Origin of the sequence: Stenotrophomonas terrae (assembly GCF_039674165.1) — a bacterium.
Classification (GTDB): domain Bacteria; phylum Pseudomonadota; class Gammaproteobacteria; order Xanthomonadales; family Xanthomonadaceae; genus Stenotrophomonas; species Stenotrophomonas terrae_A.
The window spans coordinates 65350-85295 of record NZ_JBDJMY010000012.1 but is presented as its reverse complement, the minus strand read 5'-3'; the positions used below and the strand labels follow the sequence as shown (position 1 = coordinate 85295).

Genomic DNA, 19946 nt, shown 5'->3' with positions numbered 1-19946 from the left:
AGCGAGCACCCGGTCCTCGATGGCATCTGCTCGATGCTGCTTTCTGCCGGCTCGTACGGCTGCGAGCAGCCCAATCACTTGCCGCTCGGTGAACCGGCCGATTCGATCGAAGTCGCCGAGGCCGGCACCTGCGAGTTCTGCGAAAGCGCCATACCAATCGACGTCGCCGCCCTCGCATCGCGCATCTCGTTGACGACTTCGTGCATGAAAAAACTGCTGTTCACACCGAACCAGGTATCGAAGAACAGTGCCGAGCCCTTGCGGTCGCTCTCCAGCCCACGTACCCAGCCCGGCTCAACATCGGCGGATTGCGCTGCCAGCTCCACCACCAGGTCTCGGTGCTGGGCAAACAGACGGCGGATGCGTGTGTAATTGAGCTCGCCGCCCTCACACATCACGCGCATGTCGGCGATCAGACCAACAGCGCGCTGGGCCACATCCAGGCCTTCAAAGAAGCCGTACTCGCGCACGGTAACGTTGCGGCCTGCGACGGTGATGGTGATATCCGGACTCAGCTCGGACAGGGCCGCCGGGGAATCCCCGGCGGCCTCCTTGGTGGTGCGCTTGCTGACCTTGTTCGCCATGGATCAGGCCACCGCCGTCGACTGCTCAATCTTGCCGAAGCCACCGAAATCGTCGTCCAGCGCGGCCTCGTCGTCGTACAAGGCCGCCCCTTCCAGCTCCAGCGTGCCGAAGCCCTCATTGATCAGCGGAATGCTGCTGAACGGATCGAACTGCAGGCGATACAGCCGCATCTTTACCGGCGAATTGTCCAGGGTATTGATGCCATCCAGCAGCAGGTAGCGCTCAGGTGGCTTGCCGGTGAACATGGAGACATCCCTGCTCGCCGTATGTTGGTAGGCAGCTTTCAACGGCTGGACCAACGATGCAGGATCGATGATGCGCACGATGCCGCCGTTGGCGGACTCCAGTGCATAGTGCGTACCTTCGGTTGCAGTGACCGGCGATGCGGTACTGTCGGTAATCACCAACGTGCTGACACCACCGCGGTCCAGTGCGATCACATCACCCGCCACCAGGCCAGTGGGCAGCACCTCGGCCGTCACGCTGCCGCCGGCAACCGTGATGATCTTGCCGTAAAGCCCCAGCGCAAGATTGTCTGCATTCGCCCAGTTCAAGGTCATGCTGACCTTGGCGTCACTGCCCTTCTGCAGGCGTGCTGAAGGCAGGCGCTTCCCCGAATAGCTTTCGCGCCGCGTCTCCGATTCGGTGCTCAGCGCCACCTCACACTTAGGGGAATCGCCCACCCAGCGCAGCACGCCAGGTTTGCCACCTGCGAGGCGCGTACCCAGGTAGACCTTCCCTTGAAAGCTGAAATCTTTGGTTTCCATGTTCATTGACCTCTGTTGTCTGGCTCAGCGGGTGTTTCGATCAGCTGGCGCTGCGGCCTGCGGCCAGCAACACATCCTGTTCGAGCGACGGCGGCTTGGTAGCACCGATCGACTCCAGGAACGCGGCATCGGGCTGGCTCACTTCCAGCTCGATGCCCTTGGCATCAGGCACGTACCTCTTGCCGTTGTGGGTGTGCGGCACGTAGATGCGAATCTTCTTTGTGGTACTCATTGCGAATCCTCGGTGTTAGTGGTCATAGGACCGTCATGGTCGTAGTAGTCGAACAGGCGCATTACTTCGCGTTGCAGCACCCCGCGCGCGAAGTCAGCAAGACGCTCGGGGCGTCGCCCCTTTGCGAGCATCTGCGCCACGGTGGCGCCGTACTCCACGGCGATCGGCTGGCGGCGCTTGCCCTTGTAGCGGCCCTGGGTCATCACACGCTTCGCGCCGAACCGGGACACCACCTGCACGTTGCCGCTGTTGAGCTGCGCGAAGAATGCCCCCGGGTACTGCGAGCGCCGACCGCGAATCACTGAAGCAGTGATGCCCTTGGCTGTCTGGCGTGCTGCGTAGTTGCGCAGGCCAATGCCGCGGAAGTGACCGACTAGCTTGATCTCCTCGTCGGTGATGCGCGTGCTGATGTCCCGATTGAAACGCTGCAGGCCGATGTTGTATTCCGCCTGCGCGTCACGCCGCGCCTCTACCGGCAGACGCCGCCGTAGGGTCTGGATGGCCCGCCGCTGCACCCACGGCAGGCGATCGGCGAGCAGGCCCAAGTTACGTGATGCACTGAGCGCGCCCTGCAGCTCGAAGCCCATGCTGATGCGACCCCGCTTGCCGGCCGCGACATTCGCAGTGGTCATCGGCGGTACCTCGTGGTGTACATCTGCTGCACCACGACTTCTGCCAGACCATCAGGCCGATCCAGCGTGAGCGATTCTTCAAAGTCCAGTGGCAGCGCAAGCGGCTGCGGCAGGTACTGATCCAGCGCCTGCTCGATGTCCTCATCGATACTTCTGGCCAGGCTGTACACGCTGTCCAGCGCGACGGGGATGCGCGCCTCAACGATGAGCGTGAACTCGCGCTCACCACGCGTACGCGCGTCCTGCGGCCTCACACGCTGACCGGAGTACAGAGTGATACGCGGCGCCTCTGCAGGCTCCCTGCTCTCTTCCAGCCGCACGTCGGCGCCGGCATCAGTACGGTACCCGTTGGCAACGGTGATCTCCTGCAGGCGCGCCTGCAGGTTCCCAAGAATCTGCTGGGTGCGAGCGGGCTCAGCCAAGCATCACCGCCTCGGCCACGAAGCCGTCGTTCTTCGCAATGACATCGATCTTCTTCACCCAACCCTTTACCTCGACCTGGTCACCCGCCTTCGGATGCCACTCTGACAACTGGAAGCTAACCAAATCGACTACACCCAGCACCTCGCCGTTGCTGCCATAGCGCTCGACACCGCTGGTGACGACCACGCGCACCGGCGATTTCACGCCGGCGCGTGTCACCACCCCATCCGAGCCGAACAGCTCGAACAGCTCCTGGTGCAGCGACAGGATGACCGACTCGTCGAAGCTCACGGCTTGGCCTCCGTGCCCTGCAGGGCCTGGATCTGTTGCATGCGTGCGTTGAGGCGCTCGATGGCGGCACGACGCTGGGCTGCGACGTCGTAGCACATGGGGATGGGACCTTCCGCGATCGCCTCCTGCCGGGTAAGCATGCGCGGCACCGGCACGTACACGCGCCGCTCCACCACCACTGGCTCGGGAGCCACGGCAACGCCCTGCTCGGGCTGCTCAGGCTTTCGCTGGCAGGTTGCACCGGCCAACATCAGCACCAGCAGCACGCACATCAGTAGCCGCGAAATGCCGGGCATACGGCCTCCACATTTGTGAGAGCCTGCGCACAGGCTGCGGCTTTTACCTGTTCCGCATAGCGGGCCATGAACGTTTCCAGGACTTGGTTCGCATCACGCTCGCGGGCCTGTGCTGCGACGATGGCGGCCTCACTCTGCTTGCGGATGGTGACGACCTGCTCCTGCGCAGCCTTCAGCTCGGCCTGCAGCACGCCTGCCGTGCGGCGCCAGCCAACATTCGCGTCGGTCAGTTCCTGCACGCGGGCGCGGGCGCTTTGCATCTGTGTGGTGGCTACGTCTGCAGCGGCCTGCGCTGTGGTCAGATCCGCCGTGCTTGTTCGCGCATCAACACCCCAGCACACAGCTAGCACCACGACCAACAGCAGCAGAGCCACAATCGAGCAGAGCAGCGGCTTCACCGTGAGCTTTGCCAGAAGTGCGTTCATCGCGCCCCCTCGGCGAGCGCGGCTTCGCTATCGCGGCGCCCGCATAGTCCAGCCTCGAGCGCGGTGTCTCGCCACAAGCGACACTGGCTGCGCAGCTGCATGCCGATGCACGTGACATCACCAGCAGGAATGCAGACGTCGCGGATGGCACGCTTTTCCCGGTTGCGATCGCCAACCATCGAGCTGCCCCGGTTGTAGGTATTGCCAAGCAGTGCCCCGAAGGCATCCGGTGGCAAGGACAACGCGCCATCGCCGTAGGCATGCAACGTCGACCGGCGGTATACGGGCAGAGACGTATCAACGAACACGCGCTCGGCCAGGCCAAAAGGAACGATGATGTCGCGGTAAGCCGGAAGGGCAGCCTTTGCGCGGCCGCCCGTGATGCCGGCGGTACCGGCCAGCTGCGCCGCGTCGGGATGGGCCTCCCAGTCGCGCAGGATGAGGCGGGCCGACTGGTGGCCGCCGTCATAGCCGATACCCCACGTGACGCCGCTTGCACCGCCGGGCCAGATCGGACGCTGCAACTTGCGCTGGTAGTACGCAGGGCTGGTGACCTCCCAGCGGACGATATGGGCCACCGCCGCCGGGGAGACGAGCGGCGGCTCGTCATCCTCCGGCGCCGGCAGCACGGCCTGCACCACGTCACGCACCGCCGCAATGGCCGGTGCCGCATGCGCAGCCGTCGCGGACTGCATATCCTCAACAACCGCGTCCACGCGCTCGGCCGTCGGCGCCGGCGTCGTCACGACGAGCGGCAATGCAGCGGGTACCGGTGCAGCAGCACAGGCACATAGCAGCAGAACAAGGATGTAGGTCAACCTGCGCATGGCGATCACCGCGCTGGCCAGAAGAAGGCCAGCGACAGCAGCAGTGCGGCAAAGGTCTCCAGCCGATCCTTCACCAGCAGCCAGCGCGCATGCGCATCGCCCGCCAGCACCTGCTCCTGCAGATCCCGCTCCAATACGCGCGGAATGTCGTGCATGTACACCGCCTTGATGGCCCACGAGAAGGCCAGCCATGCAGCGGCATACGCGCACAACGCGGGCAGTTCGGCCAACCAGGCCAATGCATCGGGGCCAACGCGGACAACCGCGCCCAGCAGTACGTAGCCGAGCACGGCAAGAACAACCAGGCCGGGCAGCCACAGGGTGAACTCCTGCGACTGGTAGAAGAATGCCCGCACGCGGGAGAGGATGGTGGTGATGATGCTCATGGGGTATTTGTCACCTGTTCGAGGCGCTCCACGCGTTTGTCCAGTTCGTCCAGCTTGCGTACTGCGATCAGATCGAAACGGGTATTGAGGTTGCGCAGGTCCGATGCCATTGATCCGGAGCGGTCGGCTTGCTCGCGCTGCTCCTTCGCCATCGAAGCCTGGCTGTCCTCGATGCTCGCCAGTTTCATCTGGCCGAAGAACGCGACAAGCCCGATCAGCGCGGGTGTTACCAGCTGCACGATGAAGCGCGTCACGGTGTTCTCTGCGGCCTTTTCAAGGTTGCTATGTGGTTGGCTCATCTGCCCTACTCGCCAAGGGGGGAAGATCCGCCGCCGCACGCGCCACCCGGGCATATGCGTGCGGCGGCGGTCAATCAGGCCTTCTTGCCCTTCATCAGCACCTTCGGGCGGGTGCAGTAGTTCAGGGCGTTCATCTGCACTTCCAGGCTGCGACCCTTGCCATTCGCCGTGGGGTACTGCTTGGCATAGCGCGGCAGGCCAATGGTGTTGACGGTCTCTTCGTAGTCCGCCGGGGCGTACACGGTGCGCCACAACCCGGGCACACCCACCGGGAAGATGTGGCAGGAGTTGGTGCCGATGAACGGGGTGCCGCCTACGCCGCCGCGGTAGTTTTCAAAGATGATCCCGCCGAACTCGAACACGCCGTAAACGGTGCCGTTCGGGGTCACATAACCCTCGCGCAGCACCTGCGCCATCGGGGTGCCCTTGTACGACTCGATCACCTCCGCATGCTTCAACAGGGCGTCGAAGAAGTCATCGCCGCACTCGGCGTAGATTGCGCCCACCGGCACCCCGCCCAGGTTGTCGGCGATCTTGCGGACGATCTTGGAGCAGACTTCGCGCAGAATCCCCGGTGCCGGGGTGGCATCGGTCAGGGCGAAGTTGACCTCAGCTTCCTGCGACACGCCGAACTCGGTGAACAGGTTGTAGAGCGTGGAGCCATCCGCGTTGAGGATCAGGCCCTTGAGTGCACCCACGCGCTGGTATTCCAGCGTCGGGTCCAGCTTCCAGCTGACGTGCTTCTGCAACTGCGCGTTGACGCGATCCTGCAGCACTTCCAACTGATTGGTGGTGCCGAACGCGCGGACGTTCTGCACGCTGTCAGCGGCGATGTAGTCGTCCACCTGGTAGTGCGGAATCACCAAGCTGCGCATGTTGCGCTTGTCGGACTTGAACGCCTCGCCCGGGCCGCCGCGCGGGGTCGGGTTGACCAGCTTCAGTTCGCCGCCGTCTTCCTCGATGGCAATGCTGGTGGTGGGGACGCCTTCTTCTTCCCAGCCCGCCACTTGGCCTGCGCGGCCCGGGACGAACAGAATATTGTTGATGGCATCGGTAAGGGAGACGGTGCTGAAAGCATCGCCATTGAAAACATCGGACATCAGATCGGTCATGGTGGTTTGCTCCTTCGATCAGCGCAGAACGATGCCCAGCTCAGCGAGCTGCGCGATCGCGGTGGTTTGCTGCGGGGTGGTGATGCCAGCGGGCCACTGCAGGCCTTCGGCTTTCGCTTCGGCTGCGCGGCAGACCGACACCACGGCGACATCCGCGGTGGTGGCGTCAGCACCGGCCCACAGCACACCGGCCACCTTCTCGCTGCCATCGGCCGGATCAGCGGCCGGATTGAGGGGCACCAGCTTGTTGTCGGAAGTGCGCCGGCCCAGTACGGTACCGGCCTGCAGCACACCTGCACCGGCGGCGAGGATGTCGTTCTCGCGCGAGTAGCTGCCGTTGGCTTCGGACAGCAGGAAGTCACCCGTCCGGTTGTTCTCTACTTTCGCGTTCATAGGGTGGCCCCTTTGTTGGAACTGGCTTGCGCACGGCGTGCGTACACGTCGCGCGTGTTGAGGGTGGCCGCAGGCTTGCCACTGTCATCAGTGGGCCGCGAATGGGCGGCAGCAGCCGGCGCATCCTGGCCGATGGCATCAAGCGTGATGCCGCGATCCTTCGCCGCCTTGAGCACGGTCATGGCGAAGGCTTCCGGGCTGTCGCCGTTGTTGATGGCCGCCTGCGCCTGGCTCTCAAAGCCCTTGCGGGCCAGTGCCTGGATGTCGGCAATGCGAGTGCGCTCAGCGGCGACGGCAGTGTCCGTGGCAGTCTGCTTGCCATCCTCCACACCGGCCGCACGCGCAGCAGCAACAGCCTGCTCGTTGCTTGCGATGGTGATCTGGTCAGCGGTGTGGCCTGCTGCCAGCGCGTTGCGCAGGTCGTCGGTGCTGGAAACCGTGACCTGCCCTTTGGTGTTACCCATGGGCTTGTTCCTCGTGGAATTGCTGGCAGAACCGGCCAGCTCGGCGATCACGGATTCAAGTGATCCGATGCGGTCGGCCATACCGGCCTTGATTGCTTGCTGGCCCAGCAGTACGCCGCCACGGCCAAAATCGGCCATCACGGTTTCCGCAGTGACGGAACGATTGCGGGCCACGGCATCAACGAACACCGTGGCCAGACCATCGACCATCGCCTGCACTTTCGCGCGGCCTTCGTCCGTGTCCGGATCGATGCGCTTGTCCGGCGACTGGCTGGACACGATGTCCACCTGTTTCAGTCCCGCCTTCGCGTCGCGCTCGCGTGAGTCGATGTAGGACATCAGCACACCAATGGACCCGAGCAGCGCCGTCTCGCTGACAACGATTTCGCCAGTGGCGCTTGCCAACCAGTAACCGGCCGATGCGGCGGCACCGCCGACGTAGGCCTTGATGGGCTTGCGCTCCCGTCCGGCCGCGATCTGCTCGGCCAGCTCATTGATGCTGGTGGCTACGCCGCCGGGCGTGTCGAAGTCGAGCACGATGGCTTTGACGTACGGGTTGTCCAGTGCCGCCTGGATGTCGGTTGCCAGCACTTGCGTGCTGGTGGCGCCGCTGATGGCGGTGAACAAGTTGGCGTAGCGGAAGATGGGGCCAGTGACCGGAATCACCGCGACACCGTCGCGCATGGTGACGGTGCGGGCATTGTCGAGCGGGCGGCCGAGCTTGGTTTCCAACGCCTCGGCATCGCCGTAGCGCTGGGCCACCGACAGCACGGTTTCCAATGCTTCACGCTGGATAAGCCACGGCTGCGATGCGGCGAGCTGGTAGGCACTGATCATTCTTCACCCTTCCTGGCTGGGCGCCCTGCGGCGTCTTCGTCATCGAGCAGATCGGAACCGCCCGGGGTGCTCCCCGGGCGGCCCGAGCCAACACCCCCCACCGCTGCATTCGGCTGATTCCATAGCCCGTCCCGCTTGCGCTGGTTGACCTCGCGCACGCGCTGCGCGTAAACGGTGTTCCAGTCCTCGCCGGACGCTGCGGCCGTTTCCATGGCTTCGTTACTGGTGCCGTTCTCGATACGCACCTTGGCGGCCAGTGCTTCCTTGTATTCGTCCATGGAGCCCTTTGCCGGGCCGATCCACAGCGCACGCGTCCACGCGCGGCGGCGGATGGGATCTGCGTAGTCGGGCAGCGATACGCGGCCGGCGGCAACCTCCTCATCCACCAGCAAGCCGTACAACGGCTGGCAGAACTGCTGCACCAGGTACCAGCGGCGCAGGTTAAAGAAGCGCCACGCTTCCAGCATGGCGGCACGCGCGGCTGAGTAGCTGCTGTTGAACTGCAGCAGCAGTACATCCAGCGGGATTTCCAGCGTGGCGCCGATCTGCTTCACGATAGCGGTGAAGAACGGATCGAAGTTGACATTTGGGCGCTGCGGGTTGGTGTCATGCACCTTCTCGCCAGGGGCAAGATCGACCACTGCGCCGTTACCCAAGGCAACCGACCCGCTCGCATCCGGCTCGTCGAATACCGGCATGGGATTGCCGTTTTCATCGGTCTCGGTTTCGCCATTGCGCTCAATGAAGACGGTGAACATGGCGCTTACCACGGCGGCCATGAGCTCGGCATCCCCGTAGCGATCCAACTGCTTGAGCGGCTCCAGTACCGGCGCCAGATAGGGCGCACCCCGCAGCTGGCCCGGCCGTTCCTTTTCGTTCCACACCTGCAGCACGCGCCGGCGCCCGGTCGCACCGCCGAAGAAGTCGTAGTAGTCCCAGCGCGGCGCCACCCACGTGTGGGTATCGCCGGGATGCGTATTGCGTACCCAACAGCCGACAGGTGTCGCGCCTCGAACTTCAATGCCGTCGGCGCGCGTCGCTGTGTCAGTTGCGTCGTTGGGATTGCTGACGCGTGCCGCTTCGATGAGCTGCACCTTCAGATGATTGACGCCACCGGTGCGCAGTTCGCTGGGTGTCAACGCGAATACGTCACCGCCGGCCATCGACGCCATAAGAGACAAGGCCTGCAAGCCGTAGATGTCGAAGCCCGCCTCCACGTCGCACTCGGCTGGGTCTTCGGCCCAACGCTCCCAGCTCGCACGCAGCTGGCTGTTGATGCGGTCGCCTTCTTCGAGGGAAATCCCCAGGGCGTCGTAGTCCACTGCGGGCCTGCATACCAAGCCGGTGCCGACGATGCTGGTGCGGCTGCGCACAATGGCCGCGCGGGCGATGGGCGAATTACGGATGGCGTCGTAGCTGCGGGCACGCAGTGTGTTGAGCTCGTGCCGGGGGAGATCGCTGCGCGGGCTGCCCAGCGCGGGATTCCAGCTGCTGAGGCTGCGCAGCATGCGCGATGCGCCGCGGTTGCGGGTTTCCGACACAGCCGGCTGCGATGCCATGGGCGTCGCGTGCTGCTGGGCCGCGCTGTGGACGGCAGCGCGTATCGCCCTGTCCAGCTGGACAGTGCCCTGCAAGCGCTCCCGGGCTACCGTTGCAGTACCCATCAACGCGGCGCCAGGTAAGTAACGCGACGCCGCCGAGCAGCAGGGCCAGCCAGCTGCCGGCGCAGCTCTGCGATGTAGGCGTCCAGCTGCTTCATGCCTTCCACGGAGTACTCGATGCGCCGATCACCGAAGGCAGCAGCAGCACGCGTCTTGCCAGTGCGCCATGCGTGGCGCGCAGCAATTGCTTCGTCGAGTTGTTGCTGCATGTCGGCCATCGGTCCTGATCGGTGGGCCGGGGCAACAAAAAGCCCCGCGCATTGGCGGGGCTGTTTAGCGGCGAACCCTGCCGCTAACTCATTCTGGAAAAATCGCGTCCGGACGCAACAAACAATGCTTGAATATTCCGCAGGCTGGCGTCACTTCGCATGCTTCACGGGAAACGCAGCACAGTGGCCGCATGGCGCATAGGCAAACTCAAGCCGAGCGCCACCGTCGGACGGCTTCACTTTTCGAGCGGGCATCTCACGCCAGTTGGATGTGCGCCCATCCTTCCAGGTCAATCGCCAGGCGACGGGATGGGGCGCCGTTTGATGTGCGCGGTCAGTCATTACTCGCATCCGACAGCTTGACCCGGTACGCAAGGGCCGGGCGACCGCGCCGCTTTACCACCACCTCCCGCCGGATGAGATAGCCTTCGTTGAAGAGCTGACTGAGCACCGCTGATGCATTCGCCGGGGAAAGCCCTGCAGCCTGGCTTACATCAGCTGCCGTCACCTCACTGCATTCTGCGAGCAGCAACACCTGGAGCCTACAACCGCGCATCAGAAGGGGGACTCGTCGTCATCATCGTCACCCAGCGTTTCCCGTGAAACATGGTCGACGCGCACCCACTCAGACAGCGGCACCACTTCAAAACCCACCAGAGCGTTGTAGGCGACCAACGCATCCTCGTCGCTCGCGGCACCAGCACACTTCCACCCACAGGTGCAGTAGACGTGGGAAAGGCTTCCGTCATCGAAGTGCGGCCCGATGCAAAGCTCATGCGGATAACATTTTTCAATCAGCACGTGGGGACAGCACGCGGATCTCATCTGACGCTCAACCGTGTAGTCGTCATGCCACTGGCTCACGGTGACTTTAGTCCACAGCGGCTCGAGTGGAAGCGCGCCATCGATGAAGGCATGCGCTGACTTGAGGTACGCGTAGTACGCCGAGCGCCCCAACTGCACGCCGACCCGGGCGAGGTGCAGGAGCCGTTCGGCCTCTGAACGACCACCCATTGCCGCTTCCACGCGCAGTACCTTGGCCTCCTTCCAGCGCCCCTGTGCTTCCATGCGCTGGACGATGCGCTCGATCCTCGCGCTGACTGGATCGTGCTCGGTTTCGCCCCACAAGCCGCCTTGAGGCGGTTGCCAACGGCCCCAGTTGGCGAGCTGCTGGGCGAGGGTCATTTCGTGATGCTGCTTCATGGGTACTCCTACCTCAAACCCTGGTGACGTGTACCGCGCACAAACCGGCGCGTGCGTTGAATGGGGGCCAACCCGCGCAGCACATCGCTCGCCTTGTTGGCCAGATCAGCTGGAATGACACCGGCGATGGCCTGCCCGTCTGACGCTTGCAGCACGCTGTTGATTGCAGCAAGCAGCGCTACTTCATCAGGCGTGCCACCCTGCGCTGCCGCCCATGTCGCAAGCTCACCCGCCGAAGGCACGCTTGAGGGCTCACGCTCGAGCTTGCATAGGACGGAATCGATCGCAGCGCGAACAGACAAGGCGACCACCTCACCCGGCGTTGTTTCACGGGAAACGCTGTTGTGCGCTTCGGAGGCGGTTTGCTCTATCTGCTCAGGAACCGTTGTTTCACGGGAAACGTGCGACCAATCTTCGCGGGAGAGCTCGACGATGCGGCGCTCACGCACGTCCCAGTCGGCGGTACTCATGCGGTGCAGGCGCAAATCCTGATGATGTGCCGCAGCGTTGGCGTAGACGAAGGTATCCAGCGGCTCGTTACGCACGCCACCACGCACCTTTTCGTACCGCCCTGTCTTCGGGTTGTACTTTTCGCTGACCAGGCCGTTGACGTAGAAATCGTCAAGATCCTCGCTCAGGTGGATCTGCCGTGCATCAGGCTCGCGCTCAGCATCGGCCCCCAGCCGCGGGAACAGCCACTGCTTGATGTTGACCGTGCCCACCTGGTAGATGGTGACGCCCTTCTTGTCGAGCTTGCCCTTGTAGTTGACGTCTTCCAGCTTGGGGCGACCCAAGGGCGGCGCGTTGTTGGGCTTTGCACCGAAGATGCACAGCGGACGGCGGATGAGCCGCTGGCGGCAATAGTGCTTGACGTACTCAGTGCGGTGGCCACCTGCGTCGATGCACGTGGCTTCCACCGGCAGCATTGCACCGCTCACATGCGCGATGCCACGGTTGAGCAGGTCGGTGAGCTTGGCCCACACGAGCAGCTCGGCCGGATCGCCCGCCAGCTCCACGTAGTCCAGCACCCACGCCACCAAGCCCCTGCCCCAGCCAACGATCTGCACGGCCAGGCGGTCGTCCTGCGTATCAACACCGGCGGTGATGCACAACACTCCCTGCGGTGCCACTCGCAGACGATAAGTTTCCAGACGATCCTTGATCAGGTTGGGCTTGGCCTTGGCCGTGCTCTTGTCTTCCCAGGCTTCCGCCAGACGGTCATTGATGAAGGTCTTGAGCTTGGCCAGGTCGCCTTGGGCGCGCACCCAACGCTGGGCCAACTCCAGCCAACGCGGGCCGAGGCCCATCGGGTAGTAGAGGCCATTGGCCTGGTAGCCGCGTGTGGGGGCGCCGGGATTGCCCGGCACCCAGTGGCCTGCCGCGATGAGCCGCGTCTTCTGATGTTCTTCGATCACCACGCCGCATTCGCGGCACACGTACCAGCATTGCTTCAAGTCTGGCGTCCACTGTAGGCCAGCCCACTCGAAGGGCTGCTCATGACCGCAGTCTGGGCAAGGCCAGTGCCACCGCCGCTGGTCGGAGGCCTGGTACAACTCGGTGACGCGGCACAGGCCGGCAATTTCTGGCGTGCCGATCTTGAAGCGCTTGTACGTGCTGGGAAACGCGGACGTGCGGCCATCGAGCATTTCGTCAGGGTCATCGCCGCTGCGCAGCTCGCTGGCGAAGCTGGAGAACTCATCGGCGAGAAGCAGGCCTACCGAGGTACTCTTCAAACGCACCGGGTTGCCGGCGTGCTCGATATAGAGCTGGCCGCCCTCGAAATCCTTGAAGGATCGGCGGTTGGAAGATTCCCGGCTGTTGGTGCTGGTGAGCACACGCTGCACGGCCTTGGTGGATTCGATCATGGGGTTGAGCTTCTGATCGATCCACTTATTGGCCGACACCTCGCCGGGCAGTGCCACCATGATGGGCTGCGGGTTCTCGCACATGGTGTAGCCGAGGATGTTGGTCTCGGTCTCCGATTTGCCGAACTGCACCGGGAACACAGCCACCACGTCGTGCACGTTGCTCCGCGCACTGAAGCAATCCATCACTTCCACCAGCAGCGGGTTGCGCGTGTTGTCCCACTCACCTGGGCTGGAGCTGCCTTTGGACGACAGCACGCGATTGTCCTTCGCCCACTGGCTGACCAACATGTGCTTGCGTGGTGCAATTGCCCTGGCTACGGCCCGTGCGATCTCGGCCACTGCGTCACCGTAGCTCGGGGCGGCGATGACGGCGCTCATGCGCTCTTGCGCCCCAGCGCGAACAGCTTCTTTGAAGCGGATTCCAGCGCAGCTTCGATACTGTCCCGCAGAAGCGTGCGCACTTCATCCTCGTCGTCGGTGGCAGCGAGTGTTGCAGCGATGGTGGCCGGCAGCAACTCCAGCTTGCGGCGAAGGGTAACGACTGATTCGCTCACCGCAGCCACGACCTCATCGCGCACCAACAACTGCCCCATCTCCTGCGCTTCCTCGCGCAGCACTTTGCGGGCGTTGGCCTCTTCCTTGTCGGCCAGTGCCTTGGCACGCCGCACCTGGTGCGGGCTGTTGATGTCGACGATGTCATCGCCATCGCCCTCCAGGTCGCCCGCCGGGCCGACGCTGGGCGCTGGCACTGGCATCTCTGCTGGCGCGTCGCTGGCAGCTGCAGGCAGCTCGGTGCGCCCGGCGGCGTGGCGCGCACGGACGCCCTCCCGCGACGGATCGCGGGTTGCGTTGATGCGATCAATGGAGGGCTGCACCAGCACACGCCGGGAATCGGCGGTCAGCACCAGGCGGCCGCTTTTACGCAGCTCCGTGATGTAGCTCGGCCGCCAGCCCATGCGCGTTGCGAACTCGCGAAAGCCCAGCTCTTCGTGGCGCATGCTTTCAACCATGTATCTCCCTCTCCATTTTTTTTCCAAACAAGGGAATGAGACCCCCTGCGCGCGTGGGCGCGAGCGCTCTGCGGCATCGGGGCTCGCCTGCGGCTTGGCCTGCACCCACGCCGAACCCGCAAACGCCCGCCACGCCTAGCGCTCTGCGGCATTGCGGCGTCTGCGGGCATGTACCCCGTGCGTGTGCGCATCTGCGCATGTGAGGTCGCTCCTTCCCTGCTGCGTGCACGCGCACGTGGAAGCGCGAGAAAGGCGCAATGCCGCAGAAACCCAATAACGGCGGGGTTTTTGCCCGCAAAGTTGCCGGCAGGTTTGCCGGCAAATGACGCAAACCGGCGCAGCCACTCACGGCTCACACTCCTGCTGGCGCCACTGTTCGTCCGTCAGGCGGATGCCCTTGAAGTAGTCATCGCGGCGGTGTCGCATCTGCTGTACGTGGTTGCCCAGCCAGTCGGACTCGACCTGGTCCGACTCCGCCGGCTTGGACATGCCGAACAGCAGCACGGAGAGCGGGTTGCTGATGTTGTGAACGCCGTTGGTGCCGAAGCTGACGCGATAGCCCTTGCGGGTTGTCGGCAGCCCCAGGCCCTTCTCCAGCTTGCTCACGAAGCGCTTCATGGACGCGGGGCGTGTGCCAGACTCCTGGCACCAGCGCACGTAGATGGCGAACCAATCGGCGGTGAGGCCGGGCTGGGCAATCATCGGCGCAAGCTCGTTGTTCCGCAGCGCGTTGATGAAATCCACTGGGCTGTCGCGTGCAAGTTCGGTCAGGCTGCGCTTGGCCTCGGTGCTTGGCGGCAGGGTGCCAGGGTCGAAGTCGCCGAGGTTGACGTTGAGCAGGTAGTCGTGCAGCGCGGCGATGCCGCCATGGGCCAGCTCTTCCATGATGGCCTTGTAGTACGCCGGCTCCTTCTTGGGCGGCGTCCAGATGACGCAGTGCCGGCGGTCGTCCTCTTCAAGCACCACCGGCATTTCTTCATTCGACAGAAACACCAGGTTGACGTGGTTGACCTCGTCGTACGCGGCAATGTGCTTGGGGTTGATACGAATCTTGGTGCCGGTCACGAGCACCTTGAGCAGATTCTTCTGCTCAAAGCGATGAGCCTGCGCGACCACTTCGTCGGCGATGAGGAAGAGCTTTCGGCTTGCCCAGTCGTTGTGTTTGTCGACCAGCGCGTTCTGATCGAGGATGCTGCCGTACTGGCCGTAGATGGCCATGATGGCTTCGAAGAAGAGATTCTTGCCCGTGCCCTGGCGGCCATGCACCACCACGGTAGATTTCATTTTCGCGCCGGGGTGCTGGATGGGATATGCGCACCAACGCAGTACCCATTGGAACAGCTCGGCCTTGTTGCGCTCTTCGCTACACAGGTAGCGCAACAGCTCGATGATGCGCTCGCATTTCCCTTCAACCGGCGTTGTTGGCCAGCCGCCCCACAAGTTGCAGGTGACGTTGGCGTCATCGCTTGCAGGGTCGAAGCCGACTTCCGTGGAGCGCACGATGTCGCGATCGGCATGCTCCATCCATGCCTTGTGCAGCTCGGGACGAACGCATGCGTTCTTCATGTCCGTGAGCGGCAGCAGGCAATGTTCGTTGTGATCGAACACTGCACCGCCCCCACCGTAGATCAGCGAGTAGCGCTCGAGCAGCTCGTCAAGGTTTTGGATGGCGCGTAGCTTGCCGCCCCCTGCCCCGGGTTGGGGAGAGGAAACGGCGCGCAGGGCTGGTGGACCCCATTTGAGGTCCGAGAGGCGGGCTTGCACCTGGGCACCGACGACGGCGAGGCCTTCGCGAGCATGCAGGTCGTTGAAATCCGAATCCTTGCCCTTGCCGGCGAGGTAGGCTTCAACGCGGTCATCCTGATTCGTGAAACGTACCGGCAACCACTCACCGCCGACGGCCATGGCCGTGGTGCTGGCCGCCTCCACGCCTGCGTTTTTGTAGCCGTGCGGCTTGCCGCACGCGGGGCACGTTTCGGGGTGCAACGTGAGCGCGATTCGCTCACGGCATGCCGGGTCACGGCACTTGCCAAGGATGTCGTCGTCGGCGCAGATCAGGATCTTCGCCAGCTTGTAGCGCTTGTGGATTGCCTCGGCGACCGGCAGCAGGTTGCCCGCATCGAACGCGCACACGACGGGATAGCCCGTGGCCGCGTGCAGCGATGCGGCGGTGGCGTAGCCTTCGGCGACCAGGACGATCCAATGCGGCGAGTGCCCCAGCAGGTGGTAATGGCCCTTCTTTCCCAGGCCCGCCGGCCAGAACTCTTTCTCCGGCCGCTTGCCCTGCTCGGCCTGCTGCGCCGAGCGCAGGAACTGCAGCCCGTGGATCTTCCCGGTGGTGTCGCTGAGCGGCACTACTGCAGTGCCGTTCTTCGTGAACTTCAAGCCGTAGCCCAGCACACCCTTTCGCCGCAGGTACGGTGATTCGCCGTCCAGCAGCAAGCGTGCCCAGGCCTTGCCGGCAGTTGTGGCCGCCGCCTCCGCTTCTTCCTTGCGCTGCTTCTCGGCTGCCTTCGCCGCGTCCGCCCACACGCGCCGCATTGCTGCTGCCTGCTCGGGCGAGATGCGGCCGGTGTCGTCGTTCGGCATCGCAACTTTCTGCGCGCCGTTGTCGTTGCCCTGCCACACGCCGAACGAGCCAACGATGAGCAGGCGGTCGGTGGTCGGCGCCCACTCTTTGAGCAGGTACCAGCCGCGCTTCTCGCGGCCACCATCCAGCACGCGCACGCGCACCGGCTTGTTGGTGCCGATCCGCAGGCCATCCCGGAACGGGATCACCAGGCCAGCATCGGTCAGCTGGCGGTATACGTCGTCGTAGTTGACCGCGCTCATGCTGCCGGCCACCTGATGAGTTTTTGCGGGCACAGGCCCGAAGTGGTGATTGCGCCCTGTCGATCAGCAACCTTTTCCCGCGATTTCAGTAACTTACACACCCACTGACTACCCCGATTTTGCGGCTTGGCTACCCGCATGGCCCCATGTAGGGGGAGGACCCGCGACTGGTTCGCAATTGCGATTCGCTCGCAATCGCTCAAATCCGCACCGATGCCTGCGATCGCAATCGTCTGCCCAATACATCCCGGGGTGCGGGGTTTCAGCAGCGCCGAACGCACACCCGACCTTCGCTCGCCGGGGTCGAATCCAGGCCGCAACGGCACAGCCCGAGATGCACGGCCGCCGATCAATGCACTGCTCCCAGCGTCAGCTCGCCCTGCCGTTGCCGTGCCGCCTCTGCCTCAACGCGCAAGCGCTCACGCTCTGCCAATGCGTCATCGCCCTGCAGGCCTGTCTCGCCGCCGCTCAGCAGGGCCATGGCCTCATCGATGGCCCGACGAGCCTCGACGCTCAGCACCTTGCGGCGGTTGCGGCGTGATGCCCGGGGCACGCGGTAGATGGCCACGTCAATCACCGCTTGCACCTGACGTGATGCAGTGATCCAGCTCGTAGCGCACCGCAAGCACTGCGGCGATGACCGCGTCGCCCGTTGCGTTGATCTTGCCGCGATGCGGTCGGTCTTCAGGCCCGAAGCGCCCGTTCTCCAATGCCGGTGCCAGCGCCTCCACGTGTTCGGCGTATTCGGTGAACAGCGCGGCCATACTCGCAACGGAAGTGCGTACCCCGCTCGGCATCGGCACGGCCAGCATTCCCCTGCGCCTGGCCAACTCGCGTTCGCAGTCCGAATGGTAGGGCTCGGGCAAACTCAGCACCAACGCATCTTCAAGATCGGCGGGAAGCTTCTTCACCACGCCATCGAGATAGCGGCCGAGTATCTGCCCGTTATGCTTCTTGTCGTTCTCCACGTCACCGCCGCGCGTGATGCGGAACGGCACATCGCAATCGTCCTCAGCCATCATCTGCAGATAGCGGTCGGCCACCACCATCGCGTACGAGCGCCGGTTCGTACCGGTCTCGCGTATGGCCTTGTCGGTGTAGAAGTACACGACCTCTTGGCGCGGCGTCATGAACTGAGGCGCAGGCTTCATGCGCGGCCCCACTGTTCGTGCCGAGACTGTTTGCCATGGAATCCAACGACCCTTGGCTGCAGCTCATACCCATGCACTGGTACAACGCGCGTACGGGCATCGGCCCTGTAGCTGCCATGCTGATGCTTCCCTGCCAGCCCATCTGCGATCAGCAGCAGGCTGCCGATGATCAGCAGCGCGGCAGCGAGCAGGCGCAGGATGCAGCCAATGTGTGATGCGCGGCGCCCCGGCATTTCAATGCGCTCCAGCCGTGCACGCGGGTATCTCTCCGGCACCGCTGGGCAGGCGCAATGCTGCCCACTCGTCGGCGGTCAGGCAGTACACCTCGCCCTCCCGGCTCTCGGCCGGCGGCGCGCCCAGCAGCGCGCCCACCTCGCAATTGCCCAGATTGCTGTCCATGGGAACGACTGTGCGTAGTAGCGACATGGCGTCAGTGCGCATGAGCAGCACCCTCCACTTCCACCGGGGCCAGCTGCTTCTCGTAGCCGGTGACCAGGCCGGCCTCACCGCGGATCCATCGAACGCTGGCATCCGGCAGCAACTCCTCAGCGCGTACCGGGCCACCCAGCTTTTCAGCCGTGGCAGCCGCCTCCTCGCTCTCGGCAATAGCCGCATGGACGGCGTTCTCGATGCAGGCCGCGATCTGGGCGGTCACACCGTTGTTGCGCCAGTGGTACACGTACCCGCTGGCCGGCTTGCCGGTCACCCGGCGGGCCAACTCACTCTGCTTTCCGCAAATCCTGACCGCTCGGTCTATGGGGGTCATGCGCTCACCAAGAACAAGGAACCTTGCCACACTCTAAGGCAAACAACCTTGTTCAGCAAGCACGCAAGATTGCTTGCATGCTAGTAGGCGAAATTGTCAGCCATCTGATGGAATCCCAAGGCCTCACCCAGAGAGCCTTGGCTGCCCGTGTGCGCGCGAATGGCGCGCCTAATGTGAAGTACCAGCACATCCAGCAGTTGCTGGACATCCCCACCCGCACCCCCCGCTACCTGCCGGCGCTTGCCCGGGCGTTCGGGCTCACGGTTGAGCAGTTCCTGGCGGTCGACGGATCTGAAGACGGGCATTACGTCGTGGACGAGCCGTCCGCCGCGTATGGCGCATCACCCGAACCAAGCAAGCGCCAATCTCAGCCCCTGCTACTCGAACCTGCAACGCTTGCGTCCTCGTATCAACTTGTCAGGCTGGCCTGCAAAGCACTGGATGATTCCTTCAACCCGGAAGATCCTGGTGATGCACAACTCGTCCTACTCGCCTATAGCTATCTGGCGGCCAGGAAGGAGCGTGCCGTGACGCCCGACAACGTGGTCGATTTCATGTCGTATCTGCGCAAGCAACAGGGAACGGGAGCACAGAATGAAAGAGGCGCAAGCGCTACAGGCACTGGCACAGGCACTGGCTGAAAAAATTGAGCGCAAGGCCGCGCGCGAGCAGCAAAACAGCACGCTTTCCACGCCCAGCGACTACGAATGCATTGCGTGGAATGACCCAACCCGTCAGCTTTGCTTGCAGCGTATCCGGCTACTGACCCGCGCCTACCAGCTCGACTGGCTCGTGCAGCAGCACTTGCTCACCAGGCCCTCGCTCGAAGCCCTCAGCAACCGTCAATTGCGAATGCTGCTTGCCGATGCAGAACAAGCCCGCGAAGCAATCTCCGAGGGCTTTCCGCTTGAACACACCGGGCTGATCACCAACGTTGCAGCGCAACTGCCGGAAGCCTGATCACCAGTCGGTGTTCGCACGCGGCGGCAGGCTTTCTGACTGCCCCTTGGCCATGTACAGAACGCCATCGGCAATGTCGGCCAGCATCAAGAACAGCTCGCGCCCAAGGCGTACCAGCGCGAGCACCACCGCAGCGCCAATCCACAGCATCACCGCGGCCGTGAGCCCGTTGCCGCCGCCCTTCATAGCCATCAGCACACCCAGAACCGCTACAAGCCCGGCGGCGATATAGCCGATCACCACGAAAAAGTTCACCACGCCGCGCAGATATGGGTAGTGCGAGCGCTGGCGCAGTTCGGCCACGAAATCCATGACGT

General features: G+C 63.8%; 29 protein-coding genes. 3 read left to right on the top strand and 26 right to left on the bottom strand.

Features of this window, described 5'->3' with window-relative positions:
* Positions 1-74 precede the first annotated feature (74 nt).
* The 23 genes from ABE493_RS07875 to ABE493_RS07770 form a co-directional block, all read right to left on the bottom strand.
* The gene (locus ABE493_RS07875; RefSeq protein ID WP_346498386.1) at positions 75-584 is read right to left on the bottom strand and encodes a DUF6631 family protein; all 510 of its coding nucleotides are present in this window, start codon (positions 582-584) and stop codon (positions 75-77) included.
* A 3-nt stretch (positions 585-587) separates the two neighbouring features.
* Positions 588-1352, bottom strand: coding sequence for a hypothetical protein (locus ABE493_RS07870; RefSeq protein WP_346498385.1), 765 nt, complete (start codon positions 1350-1352; stop codon positions 588-590).
* A gap of 40 nt (positions 1353-1392) precedes the next feature.
* Positions 1393-1584, bottom strand: a complete 192-nt coding sequence (locus tag ABE493_RS07865) for a hypothetical protein (RefSeq protein WP_346498384.1) — start codon at positions 1582-1584, stop codon at positions 1393-1395.
* The gene (locus ABE493_RS07860) at positions 1581-2216 is read right to left on the bottom strand and encodes a hypothetical protein (protein WP_346498383.1); all 636 of its coding nucleotides are present in this window, start codon (positions 2214-2216) and stop codon (positions 1581-1583) included. Before ABE493_RS07860 ends, ABE493_RS07865 begins: the two co-directional genes overlap by 4 nt.
* On the bottom strand, positions 2213-2638 hold the full coding sequence (locus tag ABE493_RS07855; protein WP_346498382.1) for a hypothetical protein: 426 nt from the start codon (positions 2636-2638) through the stop codon (positions 2213-2215). The genes ABE493_RS07860 and ABE493_RS07855 overlap by 4 nt, the downstream gene beginning before the upstream one ends.
* Positions 2631-2930, bottom strand: a complete 300-nt coding sequence (locus ABE493_RS07850; RefSeq protein ID WP_346498381.1) for a hypothetical protein — start codon at positions 2928-2930, stop codon at positions 2631-2633. Before ABE493_RS07850 ends, ABE493_RS07855 begins: the two co-directional genes overlap by 8 nt.
* Positions 2927-3226 carry a hypothetical protein gene (locus ABE493_RS07845; RefSeq protein ID WP_346498380.1) on the bottom strand — a complete coding sequence of 100 codons (300 nt, stop codon included), beginning with the start codon at positions 3224-3226 and terminating at the stop codon, positions 2927-2929. The genes ABE493_RS07850 and ABE493_RS07845 overlap by 4 nt, the downstream gene beginning before the upstream one ends.
* On the bottom strand, positions 3202-3651 hold the full coding sequence (locus ABE493_RS07840; RefSeq protein WP_346498379.1) for a hypothetical protein: 450 nt from the start codon (positions 3649-3651) through the stop codon (positions 3202-3204). Before ABE493_RS07840 ends, ABE493_RS07845 begins: the two co-directional genes overlap by 25 nt.
* Positions 3648-4478 (bottom strand): hypothetical protein, encoded by an 831-nt coding sequence (locus ABE493_RS07835; protein ID WP_346498378.1) that lies wholly within the window; start codon positions 4476-4478, stop codon positions 3648-3650. The genes ABE493_RS07840 and ABE493_RS07835 overlap by 4 nt, the downstream gene beginning before the upstream one ends.
* A gap of 5 nt (positions 4479-4483) precedes the next feature.
* The gene (locus ABE493_RS07830) at positions 4484-4864 is read right to left on the bottom strand and encodes a hypothetical protein (RefSeq protein ID WP_346498377.1); all 381 of its coding nucleotides are present in this window, start codon (positions 4862-4864) and stop codon (positions 4484-4486) included.
* Positions 4861-5118 carry a hypothetical protein gene (locus ABE493_RS07825; RefSeq protein WP_346498376.1) on the bottom strand — a complete coding sequence of 86 codons (258 nt, stop codon included), beginning with the start codon at positions 5116-5118 and terminating at the stop codon, positions 4861-4863. The genes ABE493_RS07830 and ABE493_RS07825 overlap by 4 nt, the downstream gene beginning before the upstream one ends.
* A gap of 119 nt (positions 5119-5237) precedes the next feature.
* Complete coding sequence (locus ABE493_RS07820) at positions 5238-6275, bottom strand: major capsid protein (protein WP_346498375.1); 1038 nt, start codon at positions 6273-6275, stop codon at positions 5238-5240.
* Between the two features lie 18 nt (positions 6276-6293).
* Positions 6294-6668, bottom strand: coding sequence for a head decoration protein (locus ABE493_RS07815; protein WP_346498374.1), 375 nt, complete (start codon positions 6666-6668; stop codon positions 6294-6296).
* Positions 6665-7969 carry a S49 family peptidase gene (locus ABE493_RS07810; RefSeq protein WP_346498373.1) on the bottom strand — a complete coding sequence of 435 codons (1305 nt, stop codon included), beginning with the start codon at positions 7967-7969 and terminating at the stop codon, positions 6665-6667. The genes ABE493_RS07815 and ABE493_RS07810 overlap by 4 nt, the downstream gene beginning before the upstream one ends.
* Positions 7966-9528 (bottom strand): phage portal protein, encoded by a 1563-nt coding sequence (locus ABE493_RS07805; RefSeq protein ID WP_346498372.1) that lies wholly within the window; start codon positions 9526-9528, stop codon positions 7966-7968. The genes ABE493_RS07810 and ABE493_RS07805 overlap by 4 nt, the downstream gene beginning before the upstream one ends.
* Before the next feature lie 104 nt (positions 9529-9632).
* Positions 9633-9839: a gpW family head-tail joining protein gene (gene gpW, locus ABE493_RS07800; RefSeq protein ID WP_346498371.1), complete on the bottom strand. Its 207-nt coding sequence runs from the start codon at positions 9837-9839 to the stop codon at positions 9633-9635.
* Positions 9840-10173: 334 nt separating this feature from the next.
* Complete coding sequence (locus ABE493_RS19430; protein WP_430980730.1) at positions 10174-10395, bottom strand: helix-turn-helix domain-containing protein; 222 nt, start codon at positions 10393-10395, stop codon at positions 10174-10176.
* On the bottom strand, positions 10395-11042 hold the full coding sequence (locus tag ABE493_RS07795; RefSeq protein WP_346498370.1) for a hypothetical protein: 648 nt from the start codon (positions 11040-11042) through the stop codon (positions 10395-10397). The genes ABE493_RS19430 and ABE493_RS07795 overlap by 1 nt, the downstream gene beginning before the upstream one ends.
* An 8-nt stretch (positions 11043-11050) precedes the next feature.
* Positions 11051-13288 (bottom strand): phage terminase large subunit family protein, encoded by a 2238-nt coding sequence (locus tag ABE493_RS07790; RefSeq protein ID WP_346498368.1) that lies wholly within the window; start codon positions 13286-13288, stop codon positions 11051-11053.
* Positions 13285-13920 (bottom strand): hypothetical protein, encoded by a 636-nt coding sequence (locus ABE493_RS07785; RefSeq protein WP_346498367.1) that lies wholly within the window; start codon positions 13918-13920, stop codon positions 13285-13287. Before ABE493_RS07785 ends, ABE493_RS07790 begins: the two co-directional genes overlap by 4 nt.
* A gap of 345 nt (positions 13921-14265) precedes the next feature.
* The gene (locus ABE493_RS07780) at positions 14266-16752 is read right to left on the bottom strand and encodes a DUF5906 domain-containing protein (RefSeq protein ID WP_346498366.1); all 2487 of its coding nucleotides are present in this window, start codon (positions 16750-16752) and stop codon (positions 14266-14268) included.
* Positions 16753-17101: 349 nt separating this feature from the next.
* Positions 17102-17338, bottom strand: coding sequence for a hypothetical protein (locus ABE493_RS07775; RefSeq protein ID WP_346498365.1), 237 nt, complete (start codon positions 17336-17338; stop codon positions 17102-17104).
* Positions 17322-17903 (bottom strand): hypothetical protein, encoded by a 582-nt coding sequence (locus ABE493_RS07770; RefSeq protein ID WP_346498364.1) that lies wholly within the window; start codon positions 17901-17903, stop codon positions 17322-17324. Before ABE493_RS07770 ends, ABE493_RS07775 begins: the two co-directional genes overlap by 17 nt.
* Positions 17904-17938: 35 nt before the next feature.
* On the opposite strand from ABE493_RS07770, the gene ABE493_RS07765 reads away from it, so the two are divergent.
* Positions 17939-18118: a hypothetical protein gene (locus tag ABE493_RS07765; RefSeq protein ID WP_346498363.1), complete on the top strand. Its 180-nt coding sequence runs from the start codon at positions 17939-17941 to the stop codon at positions 18116-18118.
* A gap of 19 nt (positions 18119-18137) precedes the next feature.
* On the opposite strand, the gene ABE493_RS07760 is transcribed toward ABE493_RS07765, so the two are convergent.
* Both ABE493_RS07760 and ABE493_RS07755 read right to left on the bottom strand, forming a co-directional pair.
* Positions 18138-18302: a hypothetical protein gene (locus ABE493_RS07760; protein ID WP_346498362.1), complete on the bottom strand. Its 165-nt coding sequence runs from the start codon at positions 18300-18302 to the stop codon at positions 18138-18140.
* A gap of 31 nt (positions 18303-18333) precedes the next feature.
* Complete coding sequence (locus ABE493_RS07755; protein WP_346498361.1) at positions 18334-18621, bottom strand: hypothetical protein; 288 nt, start codon at positions 18619-18621, stop codon at positions 18334-18336.
* Between the two features lie 125 nt (positions 18622-18746).
* Between ABE493_RS07755 and ABE493_RS07750 the strand changes: the two genes are divergently transcribed.
* Together ABE493_RS07750 and ABE493_RS07745 are read left to right on the top strand one after the other, a co-directional pair.
* Positions 18747-19310 (top strand): helix-turn-helix domain-containing protein, encoded by a 564-nt coding sequence (locus ABE493_RS07750; RefSeq protein ID WP_346498360.1) that lies wholly within the window; start codon positions 18747-18749, stop codon positions 19308-19310.
* Positions 19264-19629 carry a hypothetical protein gene (locus ABE493_RS07745; RefSeq protein ID WP_346498359.1) on the top strand — a complete coding sequence of 122 codons (366 nt, stop codon included), beginning with the start codon at positions 19264-19266 and terminating at the stop codon, positions 19627-19629. The genes ABE493_RS07750 and ABE493_RS07745 overlap by 47 nt, the downstream gene beginning before the upstream one ends.
* Here ABE493_RS07745 and ABE493_RS07740 read toward each other — a convergent pair whose 3' ends face one another.
* Complete coding sequence (locus tag ABE493_RS07740; RefSeq protein ID WP_346498358.1) at positions 19630-19941, bottom strand: hypothetical protein; 312 nt, start codon at positions 19939-19941, stop codon at positions 19630-19632. It abuts the gene before it with no gap.
* Positions 19942-19946 lie beyond the last annotated feature (5 nt).